This is a genomic window from Paenibacillus sp. PK1-4R, from assembly GCF_030369595.1.
GTDB lineage: Bacteria > Bacillota > Bacilli > Paenibacillales > Paenibacillaceae > Paenibacillus.
Map to the genome: position 1 here is coordinate 1,716,275 of NZ_CP126535.1, position 16,769 is coordinate 1,733,043.

The window sequence follows — 16,769 nt, forward strand, 5'->3', positions numbered from 1 at the left end:
AATTATACGTTGAGAAAACTTGGGAATAAGCGGATATACCTATATTACAAAATTAACCGGAGGTTGAATAGAACAATTTTCACGATTTGGTGTATTTTTTTCAGAAATAGATGAATCTGTTACATGCATATTACATAATATCAATTAATACCTACCAGAATAGTTTGTTATATGTTATATTGTAAAATGTCTTTGTCGGAAGTACAAAAGATAAAAGAGAAAATCGGATATTTTCCGGTTACACACATACCTGAGGAGGATTTAAAAGAAATGGATACTTTTCTAGTCATATTGAATGTAGTGGTTATGCTTGCCTTACTTGGCATCCTCTACTGGATGCAGAAAAAGCATATCTCCTTTACGAAACGCGTATTTGCGGGTCTGGGACTGGGGGTTGTGTACGGGGTTATTCTCCAATTGGTGTACACATCAGGTTCTGATGTCGTTACGAAATCAGTCGATTGGTTCAATCTGGTCGGTTCAGGATATGTTCGTTTGTTGCAAATGGTCGTGATCCCATTGATCATGGTGTCGATCATCTCGGCCATTATGAATCTGAAGGGCAAGCAAAATCTCGGCAAGATGAGTGTTTCCATTATTGCCATTCTGTTGATCACCACAGCCATTGCTGCCGGGGTCAGCATTGTGACCAGTCTGGGCTTCAACCTGACTTCCATTGAGATTCAAGGAGGAGACCGGGAGAATGCGCAGATTCAGAAGGTGGAGGAACGGCTTGTTGATGTGAAGGATCAGACCATCCCGCAGCAAGTGCTGGAATTCATTCCTTCGAATCCATTTGCAGATATGACAGGAGAACGTCGTACATCCACACTGGCGGTGGTTATCTTCTCCGCGTTTATCGGTGTAGCCGTACTTGGACTGGATCGCAAAAAACCTCAGCAGGCGGAGACGTTCCGCGGTATGGTTAATGCGGTATATGCGGTGGTTATGCGAATTGTTACACTGGTGCTGAGGCTTACGCCTTACGGGATTTTAGCACTGATTACAAAGGTAACGGCGACAACGAATGCGGAAGAGATATTAAAGCTCATCAAATTCGTGATTGCGTCTTATATCGCGCTGGCGATCATGTTTATTATTCATCTGATCATTATCTCTCTGTCCGGCTTCAACCCGGTTACGTATTTGAAGAAGGTGCTGCCAACACTGGTATTTGCCTTTACGTCCCGTTCAAGTGCAGCGGCGATCCCGCTGAATGTGGAGACACAGACGAAGAAACTCGGCGTATCGGACGGTATTGCGAACCTGTCTGCAAGCTTTGGGGCTACGATTGGGCAAAACGGCTGCGCCGGGATCTATCCGGCCATGCTGGCGGTAATGATTGCTCCGACGGTCGGCATCGACCCGCTGAGCTGGGACTTCATTGTGACTTTGATCCTCGTAGTCATGATCAGTTCGTTTGGTGTGGCTGGCGTTGGCGGCGGGGCAACCTTCGCTTCCCTGATCGTATTGTCCACCATGAATCTGCCTGTGGCTCTGGTTGGACTGCTCATTTCCGTGGAGCCGCTGATCGACATGGGTCGTACAGCGCTTAACGTGAACGGGTCAATGACATCAGGACTCGTGACGAGCAGAATTTTGAAGGAAAACGATCGGGACACGTTTAACGATCAGAGCCGTGAGCTGGATTCTGCGGCTCAGGCTTAATACAGAATGGATTAGATAGAAGCTCACATTAAGATAGCTAGAGCCGTCTACAAATCAAGTGAGAAAAGCCGTCCTTCGGAGGAATCTGGAGGGCGGTTTTTTTTTGCGGAAATCAAACTATGCTGTGCACGGTGTGTGAAGCCGTCTTCTTTTTCGATACACGGTGTAAGGCAAGGAAGTACAAAAACAGTCGTATGGTCGAGAGTGACAGAGGAGAAATATAGAAGGGATCATATTCACTCAGGCAGACTTGGAGTTATTTAGTTCTGTTCATGGGACGAGAAATGTGATAGAGTATTCATGTTTTGGCCCTGAGCCAAACCGCGGTTCGTAACCATCCCGCGTAATCAAAACTAGGAAGGCAGTGTATGTATTTATGTTTAACTTAGGGTGGGGAGCAGTTTTTGTTCTCGTAACTTATGGATTTTTCCTGCTGTGTTACCGCTTGTTCGGTAAAAAAGGTCTCTATGCCTGGATTGGTGTGGCTACGGTTATAGCCAACATTCAGGTGACCAAAACGATAGATATCATGGGTATCGTACTGACGTTAGGCAACACGATGTATGTCAGCATGTATCTGACCAGTGATCTGCTCAATGAGAAATATGGACCAGGTGAGGCACGCAAAGCCGTATGGTTCGGATTCTTCACGCTCATCATGACGACGGTTCTGATGCAGATGGTGTTGTTCTTTGACCCGGCACCAACGGACTTTGCACAGGAATCCATGGCGAAGCTGTTCGGTCTGCTGCCACGTCTGGCACTCGGAAGTCTGACGGCGTACTTCATCAGTCAGTTCCTGGATGTTCGATTATACTCCTGGCTGCGCAAGGTGGCCCCAGGGCGCAATCAGTTGTGGATACGCACCAACGGTAGTTCGATCATCAGTTCATTCGTGGATACACTGGTGTTCTGCACGATCGCATTTGCGTTCATCTATCCTTGGGATGTTTGGCTGGAAATCTTCCTGACTACGTATATTATCAAATTTGTATTAACTGCAGTCGGAACGCCGTTTCTGTATGCTGCACGCAGCTTTAAGTTTAAGGATGAAGCTTAGAGAATATTCAAAGAGTATCACTTAAAATTACCCTCTGCGCAGTCCATTGTAATTCGGACTCTGCAAGGGTTTTTTTCATAGAAAAGACCCGAAACAAGAAAAATCCTTTTTACATTTTTATGAAAAAGTTATAATATAAACGACCTGTCGTTATGAGCGTGTATCATTAGCCAACGATGATTTCAACCAAAGGGGAATCGCACATGTACTCTACACTGCGTTATACACTGGAAAGCAATGGCACAACCTACGAGAATGATAACATTAATGCCTCATTATTGGTGGAGTTGATCTCCAATCTGGAATTGCATGAATACGTAGTACTTAAACCTTCGGAGCTGGTGGAGGGAAGTATGTATATGCAGGCTGCTGCGCTTGAGGAACCAGGGCAAATGGTGGCGGAGATTCGTTTGCAGGAAGGCGAGGTCGGTTTCCGGCATTACAGCTGCAGCACAACAGATACAACTGGGATTATTCAATGGTTTCTGGATTACTGGGGGAAGCAACAGTTGCCACAGCTAGAGTCTTGGCAGGATATCACGCATGAGTTTGACTAATGGTAAATGAGTGAGCAGGAATAAGATTACGTAGAATGCAGACGGAGTAATTTAGGATATGCTTTGTATTAATTAAAATCCCGCAACCCATGATATTCATGGATTCGCGGGATTTTTGCGTTCGCGTGTGTATTTTATATTATTGAAGATACAGTTCAGCACAGTTGCGTGCAGTTTAGTTCATGATACATAATATCGGCTGAGCATTGGATGTATATGGGCTGTTTTTGACATAGATCCAATTGAATTAGTCGGTAAGGATTTGCAGTTCTTTTGGATATGTCGTCAGAACTTCGACACCCGTCTCGGTCACAATTACATCATCCTCGATACGAACGCCGCCTGCTGCGGTATAGATGCCCGGTTCAATCGTGAATACGGTACCTTCATTCAGGATGTCCATATTCTCTCCATGGAGGGAAGGATACTCATGTACGTCGATACCCAATCCGTGGCCTACTCTATGCATAAAACGTTCGCCGTATCCCGCTACTTCCGTTACCTGGCGTGCTGCACGATCCACTTCGGCGCAGGTAATGCCTGGTTTCACGATTTGGATAGCAGCTTCGTTCGCTGCAAGCACAGTGTTATAGATGGTTTTGAGTTCAGGTGAGATGTCACCAAAGGCGAATGTACGTGTGATATCCGAGGCATATCCTCCAGCATACACACCCATGTCAAACATCAACAGGTCACCATGTTGCAGTTTCCGTTCACCCGGTGTACCGTGTGGCAGACCTGTTTTGGGTCCCGTAAGCACCATGGTATCAAAGGAAGGGCCATCGGCACCCAGCTTCTTCATCTGATACTCCATCTCTGCGACAAGTTCAATCTCGGTTACGCCTGCACGAACATGAGAGAGGCCTTGACGAAGAGTTTCTTCAATTAGATGAATGGCGTGGCGAATGCGGGCTATCTCATCTGGTGTTTTTTTCACACGTAATGTGCGAAGCAGGGGGCCAACATCTTCAAAGCTGGCTGCACCGAGAGCGGCGGTCAGCTGCTCATAACGTGCGACCGTCACGTATTCTTTCTCGAGACCAACCCGGCCCAAGCGCCCCTGATAACGATCAAACAAAGCGTACGGATTATCCGTATCCGTGTGAGTGGCAATATTGGATACCGAGGAAGCGGCTGCGGCAGCTTCAGCGTCCAGTGCGGGTACAATCAATAAGGGTTCTTCGCCACGTGCGAGAACCAGACCAAGGAAGCGTTCATGCGGATTGCTTGCAAATCCAGTTAAATAGTAGATATGTTTTGGATCTGTGATCAGCATGGCGTCCAATCCTTGCCCGGACAGATCGGCTTCAAGACGAGATAAAGAATTTTGATTCATAAGTGTAGTTGTCCACCTTTCCATTCATACTATCCTTCTATTATAAAAGATTATGATGGAATTCCAAACTGCGATGATTTCATGTCCTCGGGATCCCTTGAATTCTCGGTTTAAGCGGCTGGTATGAAGGGTAATACAGGGCGAAACCGCTTTACACATGAATAATAACACCACAACAATAGAGTACAATATATTAACAATACGTTGAAGCTTGGCTTAATTATTTTATACAAAAGAACGATATGCGAAGGGAGATGTAGTCATGAATAATCGAGTAAACGTTCCACTGTATGCTTCATTATTAAGTGTGGCACTGTTAACCGCGTCTTGTTCTTCAGGCGAACCTTCTACGGGAGGAACAGAGCAGACGTCTCAGGGACAGGGAACAGGTCAGGGACAGACAGCCAACGGCGGCAATACCAGTGTGGGTGGAAAAGAGAGTGAAGCGCAGGGGGAGACGGTTATTCCGTATCAGGCGTCCGTTCTGGTTGAAGGATTGGATGCACCATGGGAGATTGTAAGTGTGCCTGATGGTCGGATGTTTGTAACGGAACGCCCTGGTGCAATTCGAGTCATTGAGGATGGGAAACTAGCCCCTGAACCACTGATTGAATTCTCAGCTCCGTTTAATGAAGAAGGCGAAGGAGGTCTGATGGGTCTTGCAGCTGATCCGGCCTTTGAGGAGAACGGTTACTTGTATGCATACCACTCCTATCTCGAAGGCGACAACATTGCCAATCGGGTGTTACGCCTCAAGGTGAATGATGGCAAAGCGGTCATAGACAAAGAACTACTTGGTAACATTCCAGGCGGAACAAATCATAACGGTGGGCGGATCAAGATTGGCCCGGACAAGTTGCTCTATATCACGACAGGTGAACGTTATGAACCGGAACTGTCACAGAACCAAGATAGCCTTGGAGGTAAAATATTGCGGATAGGTCTCGACGGATCGATCCCGGCAGACAACCCATGGCCGAATTCACCTGTATACAGTATGGGACACCGTAACGCACAGGGACTGGCCTGGAACCCGGACAACGGTTATCTCTACTCCACTGAGCATGGTCAGCGTAATCATGATGAGATCAACCGGATTGTAGCTGGTGAGAATTATGGCTGGCCTGAGGTGGAGGGAGACGACGATGACAATGGCGCATATCAGGCTCCGCTTGCACATAGTGGGAATGATACATGGGCACCGTCTGGTGTAGCTTTTGTTGAAGAAGGACCTTGGGCTGGATCACTGATTGCTGCGAATCTGCGTGGAGAGCAGTTGCTGAAAGTTACTCTTTCGGAGGATGGTACACAGGTCGAGCAGGTGGAACCGATCTTCGAAGATGAATGGGGTCGAATTCGCAATGTGAGTGCTGGTGAGGACGGAAAGTTATACGTGCTTACGAACAATCGGGATGGACGAGGATCGCTACGTGATGGGGATGACAAGCTGATTGTACTTACTCCGGAGAGCTAAGTCGGGGTCAAAGGAGATAAAATCAGTGTTACAGGACAGCGTCGAACCGAATTAGTCTCGCCTTAAGGTTGAGGATGGACTAAGTTTAAACCTAACGGTTGCCGCTTATCTTGAGCCAAAGCCCTGAAATGCCCTGAATCTAAATCGCTCTAAATAATATTTTTCTAACGAACCTGACGCACCTTAAATAGAGGTTTGGTGGCGTTCATAGTATATAACGAACCTCAGTCACGTTATATCGCCAAAATTCACTCGAAACCTGCCGAAAAACCAATGAAATGAGTAACTAAGGTGTCTGGAGTTCGTTAGAAAATACTGATACTCAAAATTCTGCGTATAGGGTGTCAGAGATTCGTTACAAAACAACTCCAGTGCAGTAGTATATGCACATGGTTAGTTAATTAAAGGAGCTGTTCCCGTCAAATTCATGACTTATGGGACAGCTCCTTGATTGTAATGTATGTGTCGCCCTAATCTTGAATGAGCTACTCCGCACAATGCCGCACGAAGAGAAACAGCGTTAATAGGATGCTTGTGTCATCCAAAAACACTCACAGCTCCGCATTCTTTACCTATTCTGCGCTCTCCGCAAGTGTGGCAATACGCTGAGCCGGATCATTGGTGTACTCTCCACCATGATAACAGAGAACCTTATTGAGCTTAAGGTTGGTCAGTTTCTTCAGGCTTCGCAGCGCTTCAGGCATGTCCGGTGTCGCGGGTGGCGCTGGGCCAACCAGTTCATCATCGACCACACGAAGTTCATCGGCAGCGAGCAGGAATTGTTGCTCCCCGAAATACAGGCAGATATGGCCTGGGGTATGTCCCGGTGTATGAATGACCTGTGTACCGCCTTGAAGGGGTAATATGTCCCCGTCTGCCAGCGTTCTGCTAATGTTCACTTCAGGCAGCTGCAAGAGCAGTTGATCTGCCAGTGCCAATACGGGCGCGGGCAGCAGCGCACGACGTTCAGGCGTGAACTTGATCAAAGGTTTCTCACCTGTTATATAAGGAATTTCATCGGTATGTGCCCAGATTTCCAGATCGGGAATAGCATCCAGAAGAACGCCCAGATTACCGATATGATCGATGTCCTGATGGGTAATAATCACACGTTTGACGTCCGAGAGTTGAACGCCTTCTTGTTCCAAAGCGGATTGAAGTTCAGCAAATTGTCCAATCATGCCCGTATCCACCAAGGTAACACCATCTACATCACGAAGCATGACGGGGAATATGGGGCTGTTCCCGGAAGGTGTGGGAATCTGGAGATTTAGCACAGTAATCGAAGTTGTTGGATGGCTCATGGTTGTCCGGACCGTAGTCCGGTACACCTCCTTTTCTTTTTTAGCAATGATTGTTGTTATTCAGGGCGATTATATTTTAAGTGTTTTCTATATTTTTTTACCGTATGGAGTAATGTTTCAAACGTTTCTTCTTCATTACTGCCATCCTTAACGATGGAGACAAATGAGAAGTTATCATGAACAAGTTTGTTCCTCGTCTGAAACACCTGGCTAAGGGCTTCTGCGAAGTGTTCTTTTTCGGATTCAAGAGTAATGAATTCTTTACTCAGTTCGGCTTGAATAATCTCCATGTTGGAGCGCGCACGATAGGCAGGAGTTTTTATCAGCTGGGTCGAATTAAACTTTTTCTGATATACGTCTTTGTACAGTTGATGTAACATTTGTTCAGTAATGGCGCATAGTTCGATGACCAGTGAAGCATATCTTCGGTTTTTGCGTTTTCGGGTGAGCTCACGTGTTTCTTCTTTGTCCAAAATACCGTATTTTTCATACAGCGTAGAATCAACGTTCTGCAAGATCTCCTGATATTCCTGTTCGAGTAGTGCGATTTCAAGTTTGGCTTGTTTTTTAACTTTTTTAAAATCTTCTTTGGTCAGCATACTTGTCCTCCCATGGAAACCGAGATGTGATCCTATCATTATCTCATATTGTCCGTCGTTGCGCCTCTAATTTCGGAACCTCAGGTTCAGAAGGGAAGTACCTCATGTCCAATCAGACAGCAATTGTAACAGGAGCTAACTCAGGTATGGGGTTGGCAACCACCATTGAACTTGCAAGACAAGGATATCACGTAATCATGGCGTGCCGCAGTGAGAAGCGTGGACAGGAGGCTCTTCAGGAAGCTGTGCGTCAGTCCGGCTCTTCTGCGATTGAATTGATGTTGTGTGACCTCGGTTCACTCGAAAGTATACGCCAGTTTGCCTGCACATTCCGCGAGCGTCATGATCGCCTTGACGTTCTGGTTAATAATGCGGGGGTGGTGATGGTCAAGCGGAAGGAAACCTCAGACGGGTTCGAACAAAGTATCGGTATTAACCATCTGGGGCATTTCCTGTTGACCTTACTTTTGATAGAACCTCTGAAAGCTGCGAAGCAGGGACGGGTTGTGAACGTTTCGTCAGGTGCTTACAAGGCTGGCAAAATCCACTTCGAAGATCCACATCTGCACAAAGGTTATAATCCGATCAAAAGCTATGCTCAATCCAAACTGGCGAACGTGCTGTTCACTCGTGCATTGGCTCGCAAACTGTCAGGTACGTCGGTGACAGTGAACTGTCTACACCCTGGTGCGGTGGGAACGAGCATTGGCGTAGATCGCAATACCGGATTTGGCACACGTATTATGGCGTTTGTGGGCAAGCTTCCATTCTTTCTGTCCCCTGAAGAAGGGGCGCGAACGGCTGTTTATCTGGCCACAAGCCCTGAAGTCGTCGGCATCACCGGGCGTTACTTCTATCAACAGAAAGAGCAGCAGCTGAAGGCACATGCCGTTGATGATGCTTCAGCTGAGCGTTTCTGGACGTGGAGCGAAGAACAAGTTGGGCTGAAACCTGATGAGAAGTTGTAATTCAGCACAGGCTGATAAGTGACCATTGAATAGGGGCGTTACTTCGTTTATACTTTTGCCTTCACAGCTTGTTGGATCATTTCAATAAAAGCTTCAATACGTTGAATGCCTTGATCTCCCTGACCGTATGCACGGACAGAGGCGGATGAGGCATTTTTCTCATTCTCACCAAGCACGAGTGAATAAGGCACTTTTTCCATCTGGGCTTCACGGATTTTGTACCCGAGCTTCTCGCTGCGCAGATCTGTTTCTACCCGAATGCCCGCAGCCCGGAGCTGGCTCTGTACTTGGAGCGCATAATCTGCGTAATGATCTGATACAGGCAGCAGCTTCACTTGCACAGGTGCGAGCCAGAGTGGGAACGCTCCCGCATAGTGCTCAGTCAGGATGCCGATGAAACGATCAATGGAACCGTAGATGGCACGGTGAATCACAACAGGACGGTGTTTCAGGCTATCCTCGCCAATGTAAGTGAGGTCGAACTTCTCCGGCATTTGAAAATCAAGCTGGATTGTTCCGCACTGCCAGCTGCGCTTCAGTGCATCGAGGATATGAAAGTCAATTTTTGGTCCATAAAAGGCACCGTCTCCTTCGTTAACGCGATACTCCACGCCGCGGCGATCCAGTACATTTTGCAATGCACGTTCCGCCTGATCCCACAGTTCCTCAGATCCCATGGAATCTTCCGGACGAGTGGACAATTCAATCTTATATTCGAATCCAAAGATATCGTACATACGTCCGATCAGTGAGATCGCCTGATTGATCTCGTCCTCGATCTGCTCTGGCATGACGTAGAGATGGGCATCATCCTGGCAGAATGTCCGCACACGCATCATACCGTTCAGGGCACCTGAGAATTCATGACGGTGAACCTGACCAAATTCCATCATGCGAATCGGTAATTCGCGATAGGAATGGAGTGTATTTTTGAAGATCAGCATGTGCCCCGGGCAGTTCATCGGTTTCAGTGCAAAAGTGGCATCGTCCACTTCGGAGAAATACATGTTGTCCTTGTAATGCTCCCAATGGCCGGATTGCTCCCACAGCCTGTTGTTCATCATGAGAGGAGTCCGAACTTCCTGATAACCTTCCTGTAATTGCAGCTCACGCGAGAATTGCTCCAGTTCAGTGCGAACAGTCATGCCTTTGGGCAAGTAGAAGGGCATGCCTGGCGCTTCTTCGGAGAACATGAACAGTTCAAGCTCTTTGCCGAGTTTACGATGATCCCGTTTTTTTGCTTCTTCGAGCATGTGCAGATGTTCATCCAGTTGGGCTTTGTTGGGGAAAGCAGTGCCGTAGATACGTTGCAGCATCTTATTATCCGAGTTACCCCGCCAGTACGCACCGGCTACATTCAACAGCTTAAACGCTTTGATTCGACCAGTGGATGGAAGATGGGGACCGCGACACAGATCGAAGAACTCTCCTTGATCATAGATTGAAAGTTCGGCGTCCTTCGGCAAATCCTGAATGAGTTCAAGCTTGTAGGGGTCCTGGATCTCTCCGAAGATACGGAGGGCTTCCTCCCGGTTAACGACCCGGCGACTGATCTTATGATTCTCCTGAATGATTTTGCTCATTTCCCGCTCAATGGCAGCCAGATCACTGATGGACAAGGCATGCTCCAGATCAACATCGTAATAGAATCCATCTTCAATGACTGGGCCGATACCCAGTTTCACTTGTTCTGCACCGTAGATGCGTTTGAGCGCCTGTGCCAGCACATGTGCTGCGCTGTGACGATAACGATACAGACCTTCCGCGCTGTCCAAAGTAACAATAACGAGTTCGCAATCTTGCTTGAGCACCCAATCGAGATCGACATTCTGACCATCTACAATACCGCCGATAGCCTGTTTCCCAAGACTTGTGCTGATGGATGAGGCGACCGCCCCTACAGTGATGCCTGCTTCGTAAGAACGTATCGCGCCACCTTGCAGACGGACCTCAATGGAATGACTGGATGGTTGAAGATCATTTGCTTGGTTGTTTATTTCGTTACCTGATTTGTTGCTTGCTGAGTTACTGTTTTCTTGTTTGCTCATGTGAACCACTCTCCATTTCTTGAAATGAAAGCGCAAAAAACACCCGTCCCGGAAAAGGGACGAGTGCGCTTGGCTCGTGGTTCCACCCTAATTTTGGTTATGGTGCACCCTGATCTCGGCCAGCCGCCGGAACAGAAAACATCATAACCCTCATTGGAATCCGTTATCGGGGATCAGGCGGTGAACTCTACTGACAGCATGTCGAACATCCAAAGGGGTCCAAAATGCTGAGGTTCGAGGTCACGGCTGCAGAGGGGTAATTCCGGTCCGTTCGCTGAAGAAGGTTTCACCAATCCCCTCTCTCTCTGGGCAGCACGCAAACGAAATCTTGTCTCTGGTCATCGCCAAATATGTTAGATCAAACTCATTTGAATTATTCTGAAATGTGTTGCATTCAATATCAATATATTGGAACAGGTGTTATTGAGTGTCGATTATATAGACTGAAAATGGAAAGGTCAAGCGGAACATTTTATTTGGTTTCGGACGGCTCATCCCATATTAAGCGAATGATCGTTCCTTCACCAGGGGTGGACTGTACCTCAATACGACCATTCATGGCTTCGATCAACCCTTTGGTTACCGCCATGCCCAGCCCTGATCCAACGTCCGATGTACCTGTATCTGTGCCGCGATAGTATCGTTCAAATAACTTCCATACCGTTTCGGAGTCCATGCCTTTTCCATTATCGGCAAACTGAATGCTGAATTCATCTGCCTGCGTACCAGAATGCACACTGACAACCAGGATGGATTCGGGCGGATTATGAAGAAGGGCATTGGCGGTCAGATTATCCACAATTCGTTCAAACGACGGAATATGGACAAGTCCATACACAGGCACTTCGGACGGTTGGAATATGATGCGACCTTCTCCATATGCCGGATTCCGTTCAGCGCGCTGGATCAGATCACGGAGTAACGTATTTACGTCAGTCTTTTCCACCACAGGTTGATATCCTCCACTGCGTAATCGATAGGTCATGGCAAGGTCGTTGACAAGCCTGTCCATATACATGGACTTATCGAGCATTATGCCTGCGAATTCTCTGACTTCCTCCGCGGTCCAGCTATACTTATCCGCCTCAAGCATATGAGCATATCCCTGAATGGAGGAGAGGGGTGTCTTCAGGTCATGTGTTATGCCAGCAATCCACTCCTCCCGCAGAGAATCGGTCTGTTTCCGAAGTTCTTCATCTTGTTTCAAAGTGTGAGACAGGGCCTGCATGGAGCGAAGCACTTCAGCATACACGTTGTATTTTCGCTTCCACTTTCCGTTACGACGCTGACTGCGAGGCACTCCAAAGGCTCCGGTAGGTTCCTCGTAATGTCCTCGTTCCAGACGCTGTAACCATTGGAGCATATGCAGCATAGGTGAGCCGAAGCGGTTGGCATACCAGAAGGCAAGCAAAATGAGCAGAATGATGATGGACACGATCAATACAACCAATGCCGGTTCCAGAATAAAATTGTAGGGGTTTTGATTTCCGGTCGCCAATGGATCGCCAGGGATGCTAATCAGCCAGGTGGTTTCATTCTTCTCATCGTACCACGTGGCAACAGACATGCCTGATCGACTCGGATAGCGAATTTGCAGAACCAGTTCCTGAATGGTGTATTCGCTTGGTACGCCCATGGCCGGTTTGTTATAGGAGGAGAGTTCGCTTCCTGACGCGTCCAATACTTGAAGATAAGCATTGGCGGCACGGAGGGCCTCCTGTTGGTCGGGCTGAAGATCAAGCTTCCCGTTGGTGAAAGCAAGGTCTGAACGAATGTTATTCATTAAGGACTTGGCCGGGTTACTCTCGCCATATAACAAAGTGAATTCCTTCCCGTTTTTCTCTCGAATCAGCATGACAATCTGATAAGGGAACGGCTTCTGGATTTCCCAGTATGCAATCAATTCCCCCGGTTTATAGTGAGTAGGAACATCGGCAGGTGTGTGATATTCATCAATAGCGTAACCTTGTTCATCCAGAACCTGGAGCCAGCCTTGATTTTTATCCACTTGTTTCAGCAATTCGGGGTCATATCGGATCGTATTATCTGGCAGAATCTCTGCTGTATTAATCAATTGGTCCAGACCATTAACAGCAAAATCATCCACCAGATTCACTTCATTTACCTTTTGCACAACCCAGTAGGTGGCTACAGACCCAAGCAGGATGATAAGAACGACTGCACCGGCAAGCATCCCGATAAACCGGGTCATTAACCTGCGACGAATACTCATGGGCGTGACACATGTTCCGGCTGAATCAGTTTGTATCCCAAACCTCGGACGTTAATGAGAAACACTGGATTGGAAGGATCGGCTTCAATGCGCTCCCGAATGCGGTGAATATGAACCATCACGGTATTGTCATCACTAATGGCTTCAGAGCCCCAGACCCGTTCATATAGATCTGACTTGGTGAAGATGCGATTGGGATGTTTGCAGAAAAAGAGTAGTAGTTGAAACACAAGTGCCGGACAGGATACGGACTCACCTTCAACACGAAGCTCACCAGCCCATTCCAGCACTTGAAACCGTCCAAAGTCGTACACGCCTTCCGATGTGCTGGGAGATGACGTATTTACGTTAGATGGGATGTGATCCGAGATCGCTGCGGTTTTGGAAGGTAAATAACGCTTCAGTAATGATTTAATTCGAGCAACGACTTCCAGCGGATTAAAGGGTTTGGCGACATAATCGTCGCCACCAACAGCGAATCCGGTTAATTTGTCATAATCGGTTGTTTTGGCCGTCAGAAACAGGATGGGCGCATCGGTGACCTGCCTTAGAAAAGGACAGATTTCCAGTCCGCTTTTGCCAGGAAGCATGATGTCGAGCACGATGCAATGATAGGTCTTGTTGTTGCATGCCTCAATGGCAGCTTCGCCTGTTGTAACGGTATCAATATCGAGAAACTGCTCTTTGAGCAGAACGGTTTTGAGCATATGCAGAATGGCCTGTTCATCATCCACAAGCAGTAATGAGACGTTATCCATAGTTTAAAAATGACCTCCTGATCCTTCCGTTGTGTGTATTGCTAATCATACCATCCAAGAAGGCTGTATAGCGTATGAGCTATCTTAACGGAATCTTAATTATACAGCGTTAGAGGGCAAGACGAGTTTATCTACTGGTAAGTTAGGGTTAGACGAAGGATAAGACTCATTCTGTACACTTAACTGGAAAGTATAACGATTAACAGAAGGGATGTTGAGAATGAACAGAGAAGGTCATCTGAAATCAGAACATCATACACATTCAAAATTACAGCATAGAAAGGGCTGGAAGGTGCTTGCGATTACCCTTGGAGCTTGCGTGATATTGTCTGCTTGCGGCAACAGCAATTCCATTACTTCCGACCAGGCAGAGCAGCAGTCAGCCGAACAGGCATCCAATAATGAAACGAGCGAGAACTCTAATCAGGAGCAGAACTCAAGTTCAGAGGTGAGCGCGATGGTTACACCGGACAATTTCATAGATACGTTGATGAACGGTTCAAAGGATGCAATCTATAATCAGTTCTCTCCTGAGTTTAAGGGGACGTTAACGCTTGAACAGTTCAAAACGACCGCTGATCCTTTTCTGGAGGGTGTTGAATCGTGGGAGCAAGTGGTAGACGCCAAAATGAATCAATTAACCGAGGTTGCCTGGAAGGATCAGACTGGGACCAAAGGGATTCGAGCCTATTTTTCCGAAGAAAATCAAATTGAAGGCCTCTTGATCCAACCGCTGCAAGCTTATGAGGACACGGATGCCAAATTCACCAAAACGGAATTTCAATTGCCGATGAAGGGGGAATGGTACGTATTCTGGGGAGGCAATGATGCCTTGTCAAACTATCATTATGAGCACGAAACGCAGCGTTATGCACTGGATATCGTACGGACCAAAGAACAATCCAGTTATCAAGGTGATGCAACGGCAAACGAAAACTATTATGCTTTTGGTGAACCACTCTATGCAGCTGCCGATGGAACCGTTGTCGATATCAAGAACGATATACCGGACAATGTACCGGGTGTGATGAATCCAGAAGAGCCGGCGGGTAACTATGTGGTGATCGACCATGGCAACAGTGAATACAGCATCACGGGACACATCAAGGAAGGCAGTGTTTCGGTCAAAAAAGGAGATAAGCTCAAGCAGGGAGACCCTATCGGTGAGCTTGGTAATTCGGGTAACTCCAGTGAAGCTCATCTGCATTTCCAGGTATCGGATGGCCCGGATCTGTTCACATCTCGCTCAATTAACATTCGTTGGGCAGACCAGAGTCAGCAGTTAACTCGTGGGAACACAATACAGGGACTGGCGGAGTAATGATGGAGTAATTCTCTGTCAGAATGTTAGGGATGACGAAGGCTTCTATTTTCCATTATAATATCCTCTATGATAATAGAACGATCTGGAATGATGGAGGAATAGCGATGAAACTGGAAGATGTGCAGATTGAATATGCGCGCCTGGAGGACTTGCCGAGGATTGTAGAAATTTATAATTCTACCATTGAGGGCCGTATGGCAACAGCGGATTTGGAGCCGGTGACGGTGGAGCAACGTTTGCCTTGGTTTGAGGAACATACACCGGAACATCGTCCGCTTTGGGTGATGAAGCAGGCAGGACAGGTGGTCGCTTGGGCGAGTCTCAGTTCATTCTATGGACGTCCTGCGTATAATGGAACGGTGGAAGTCAGTGTATACGTGGATCAGCAATGCCGTGGAATTGGGGCTGGTGGACGTTTGCTCGAAACGGTATTTGCAGCATGTCCTGCACTTGGGATTACGACCATTCTCGGATTTGTTTTCGGACATAACGAACCGAGTCTGGGGTTATTGCGCAAGCATGGTTTTGAACAGTGGGGTTATTATCCCGAAGTGGCCGTGTTGGATGGTGTGAATAGAGATCTGGCGATTTTGGGCAAAAAAATATAAGTGTCGTTCTTGTTCGTGAGATAAGAACATTGAAAACCTCCAACCTAAATGATAGGATTGGAGGTTTTTTGTCGTTCAACTATATTCGTCGCTATGTGAAAGTGTAGGTTGTGCTTACACGCCAAGCTGATGTTTAATCTCTTGAATCTGTCCCAGATGACGTTCCTCATGATAACTTGTAAAGTCAATCCATTGGGTAAGATCCATCTCACCAAATACGGGATGAGGAAAGGACTTGCTGCGCAGCAGGTCAGGATCATGATCCAATGCAAAGTTGTTTAACGCTTGGTGAGATTCGTCCAGATCACCGCGTACATCTGCAAGTGCTTCAGGCGCTGCTGGAGGCTGAAGATGGGGTGGTGCCTCGACGGAGCGGCTGCGGTCCAACGATAATTCATATGGTTTTTTGTCCACAGACACCGTCTGTTCCTTTTCGAGAGCCAGGCGGGCTTGTTTTCCAATTACATTTTCCATCAGGTTCAGATGACGTAGTACTTGCATAATACTCCATTGCGCGGGTGAAGGTTTTTGGTTCAATTGTTCTTCTTCGAGTCCCGAGACGGCTTCCCAGATTTGGTTGCGTATATCGTCATTACGAGTAAACATCGTATAATCCTCTCCTTATATATGGGTTCTGTGATGCGGGCAGTCTGTGTATGTTCATTACCCCAAATGTGGATGCTTATCCTATAAGCATAAAGAATGGAAAGAATGAATGCGAATCATAGGCAAGATTAGCCTTGTTAGATGTAATTTGTGCCCAATAAAAAAAGCCGTTCTCTAATGAACGGTTCGTTTCAATCCATCTCAAGTCCAAAAAAAGATTGACGGG

Annotated in this window: 14 protein-coding genes; 7 read left to right on the forward strand and 7 right to left on the reverse strand. The window is 47.1% G+C overall.

Going from position 1 to position 16,769, the window contains the following annotated elements; translation table 11 throughout:
- Positions 1-270 precede the first annotated feature (270 nt).
- The 3 genes from QNO02_RS07260 to QNO02_RS07270 all read left to right on the forward strand — a co-directional run bounded on the left by QNO02_RS07260 (position 271) and on the right by QNO02_RS07270 (position 3,285).
- On the forward strand, positions 271-1,668 hold the full coding sequence (locus QNO02_RS07260; RefSeq protein WP_091033512.1) for an L-cystine transporter: 1,398 nt from the start codon (positions 271-273) through the stop codon (positions 1,666-1,668).
- Positions 1,669-2,044: 376 nt separating this feature from the next.
- Positions 2,045-2,728 carry a queuosine precursor transporter gene (locus QNO02_RS07265; RefSeq protein WP_017689950.1) on the forward strand — a complete coding sequence of 228 codons (684 nt, stop codon included), beginning with the start codon at positions 2,045-2,047 and terminating at the stop codon, positions 2,726-2,728.
- Between the two features lie 203 nt (positions 2,729-2,931).
- Complete coding sequence (locus QNO02_RS07270; protein ID WP_289391562.1) at positions 2,932-3,285, forward strand: hypothetical protein; 354 nt, start codon at positions 2,932-2,934, stop codon at positions 3,283-3,285.
- A gap of 247 nt (positions 3,286-3,532) precedes the next feature.
- Here the strand turns inward: QNO02_RS07270 and QNO02_RS07275 are convergent, their stop codons facing one another.
- On the reverse strand, positions 3,533-4,621 hold the full coding sequence (locus tag QNO02_RS07275) for a M24 family metallopeptidase (protein WP_289391563.1): 1,089 nt from the start codon (positions 4,619-4,621) through the stop codon (positions 3,533-3,535).
- A gap of 262 nt (positions 4,622-4,883) precedes the next feature.
- Here QNO02_RS07275 and QNO02_RS07280 point away from each other — a divergent pair, with 262 nt between their 5' ends.
- On the forward strand, positions 4,884-6,095 hold the full coding sequence (locus QNO02_RS07280; RefSeq protein WP_289391564.1) for a PQQ-dependent sugar dehydrogenase: 1,212 nt from the start codon (positions 4,884-4,886) through the stop codon (positions 6,093-6,095).
- Between the two features lie 572 nt (positions 6,096-6,667).
- On the opposite strand, the gene QNO02_RS07285 is transcribed toward QNO02_RS07280, so the two are convergent.
- Together QNO02_RS07285 and QNO02_RS07290 are read right to left on the reverse strand one after the other, a co-directional pair.
- The gene (locus QNO02_RS07285) at positions 6,668-7,399 is read right to left on the reverse strand and encodes an MBL fold metallo-hydrolase (protein WP_289391565.1); all 732 of its coding nucleotides are present in this window, start codon (positions 7,397-7,399) and stop codon (positions 6,668-6,670) included.
- A gap of 56 nt (positions 7,400-7,455) precedes the next feature.
- On the reverse strand, positions 7,456-7,998 hold the full coding sequence (locus QNO02_RS07290) for a hypothetical protein (protein WP_289391566.1): 543 nt from the start codon (positions 7,996-7,998) through the stop codon (positions 7,456-7,458).
- A 104-nt stretch (positions 7,999-8,102) separates the two neighbouring features.
- Here QNO02_RS07290 and QNO02_RS07295 point away from each other — a divergent pair, with 104 nt between their 5' ends.
- Entirely contained in the window at positions 8,103-8,966 is an 864-nt protein-coding gene (locus QNO02_RS07295; RefSeq protein ID WP_289391567.1) for an SDR family oxidoreductase, read from the forward strand.
- Positions 8,967-9,013: 47 nt separating this feature from the next.
- Here the strand turns inward: QNO02_RS07295 and thrS are convergent, their stop codons facing one another.
- The 3 genes from thrS to QNO02_RS07310 form a co-directional block, all read right to left on the reverse strand.
- Positions 9,014-11,014 carry a threonine--tRNA ligase gene (thrS, locus tag QNO02_RS07300; RefSeq protein ID WP_289391568.1) on the reverse strand — a complete coding sequence of 667 codons (2,001 nt, stop codon included), beginning with the start codon at positions 11,012-11,014 and terminating at the stop codon, positions 9,014-9,016.
- A 472-nt stretch (positions 11,015-11,486) separates the two neighbouring features.
- Entirely contained in the window at positions 11,487-13,247 is a 1,761-nt protein-coding gene (locus QNO02_RS07305) for a sensor histidine kinase (protein WP_289391570.1), read from the reverse strand.
- The gene (locus tag QNO02_RS07310; protein WP_289391571.1) at positions 13,244-14,005 is read right to left on the reverse strand and encodes a response regulator transcription factor; all 762 of its coding nucleotides are present in this window, start codon (positions 14,003-14,005) and stop codon (positions 13,244-13,246) included. The genes QNO02_RS07305 and QNO02_RS07310 overlap by 4 nt, the downstream gene beginning before the upstream one ends.
- A 220-nt stretch (positions 14,006-14,225) precedes the next feature.
- On the opposite strand from QNO02_RS07310, the gene QNO02_RS07315 reads away from it, so the two are divergent.
- The gene (locus QNO02_RS07315; RefSeq protein ID WP_133386812.1) at positions 14,226-15,326 is read left to right on the forward strand and encodes a peptidoglycan DD-metalloendopeptidase family protein; all 1,101 of its coding nucleotides are present in this window, start codon (positions 14,226-14,228) and stop codon (positions 15,324-15,326) included.
- A 107-nt stretch (positions 15,327-15,433) separates the two neighbouring features.
- Entirely contained in the window at positions 15,434-15,937 is a 504-nt protein-coding gene (locus QNO02_RS07320) for a GNAT family N-acetyltransferase (RefSeq protein WP_289391572.1), read from the forward strand.
- Between the two features lie 114 nt (positions 15,938-16,051).
- On the opposite strand, the gene QNO02_RS07325 is transcribed toward QNO02_RS07320, so the two are convergent.
- Positions 16,052-16,543, reverse strand: a complete 492-nt coding sequence (locus QNO02_RS07325) for a DinB family protein (RefSeq protein ID WP_091033474.1) — start codon at positions 16,541-16,543, stop codon at positions 16,052-16,054.
- Between the last annotated feature and the right edge of the window lie 226 nt (positions 16,544-16,769).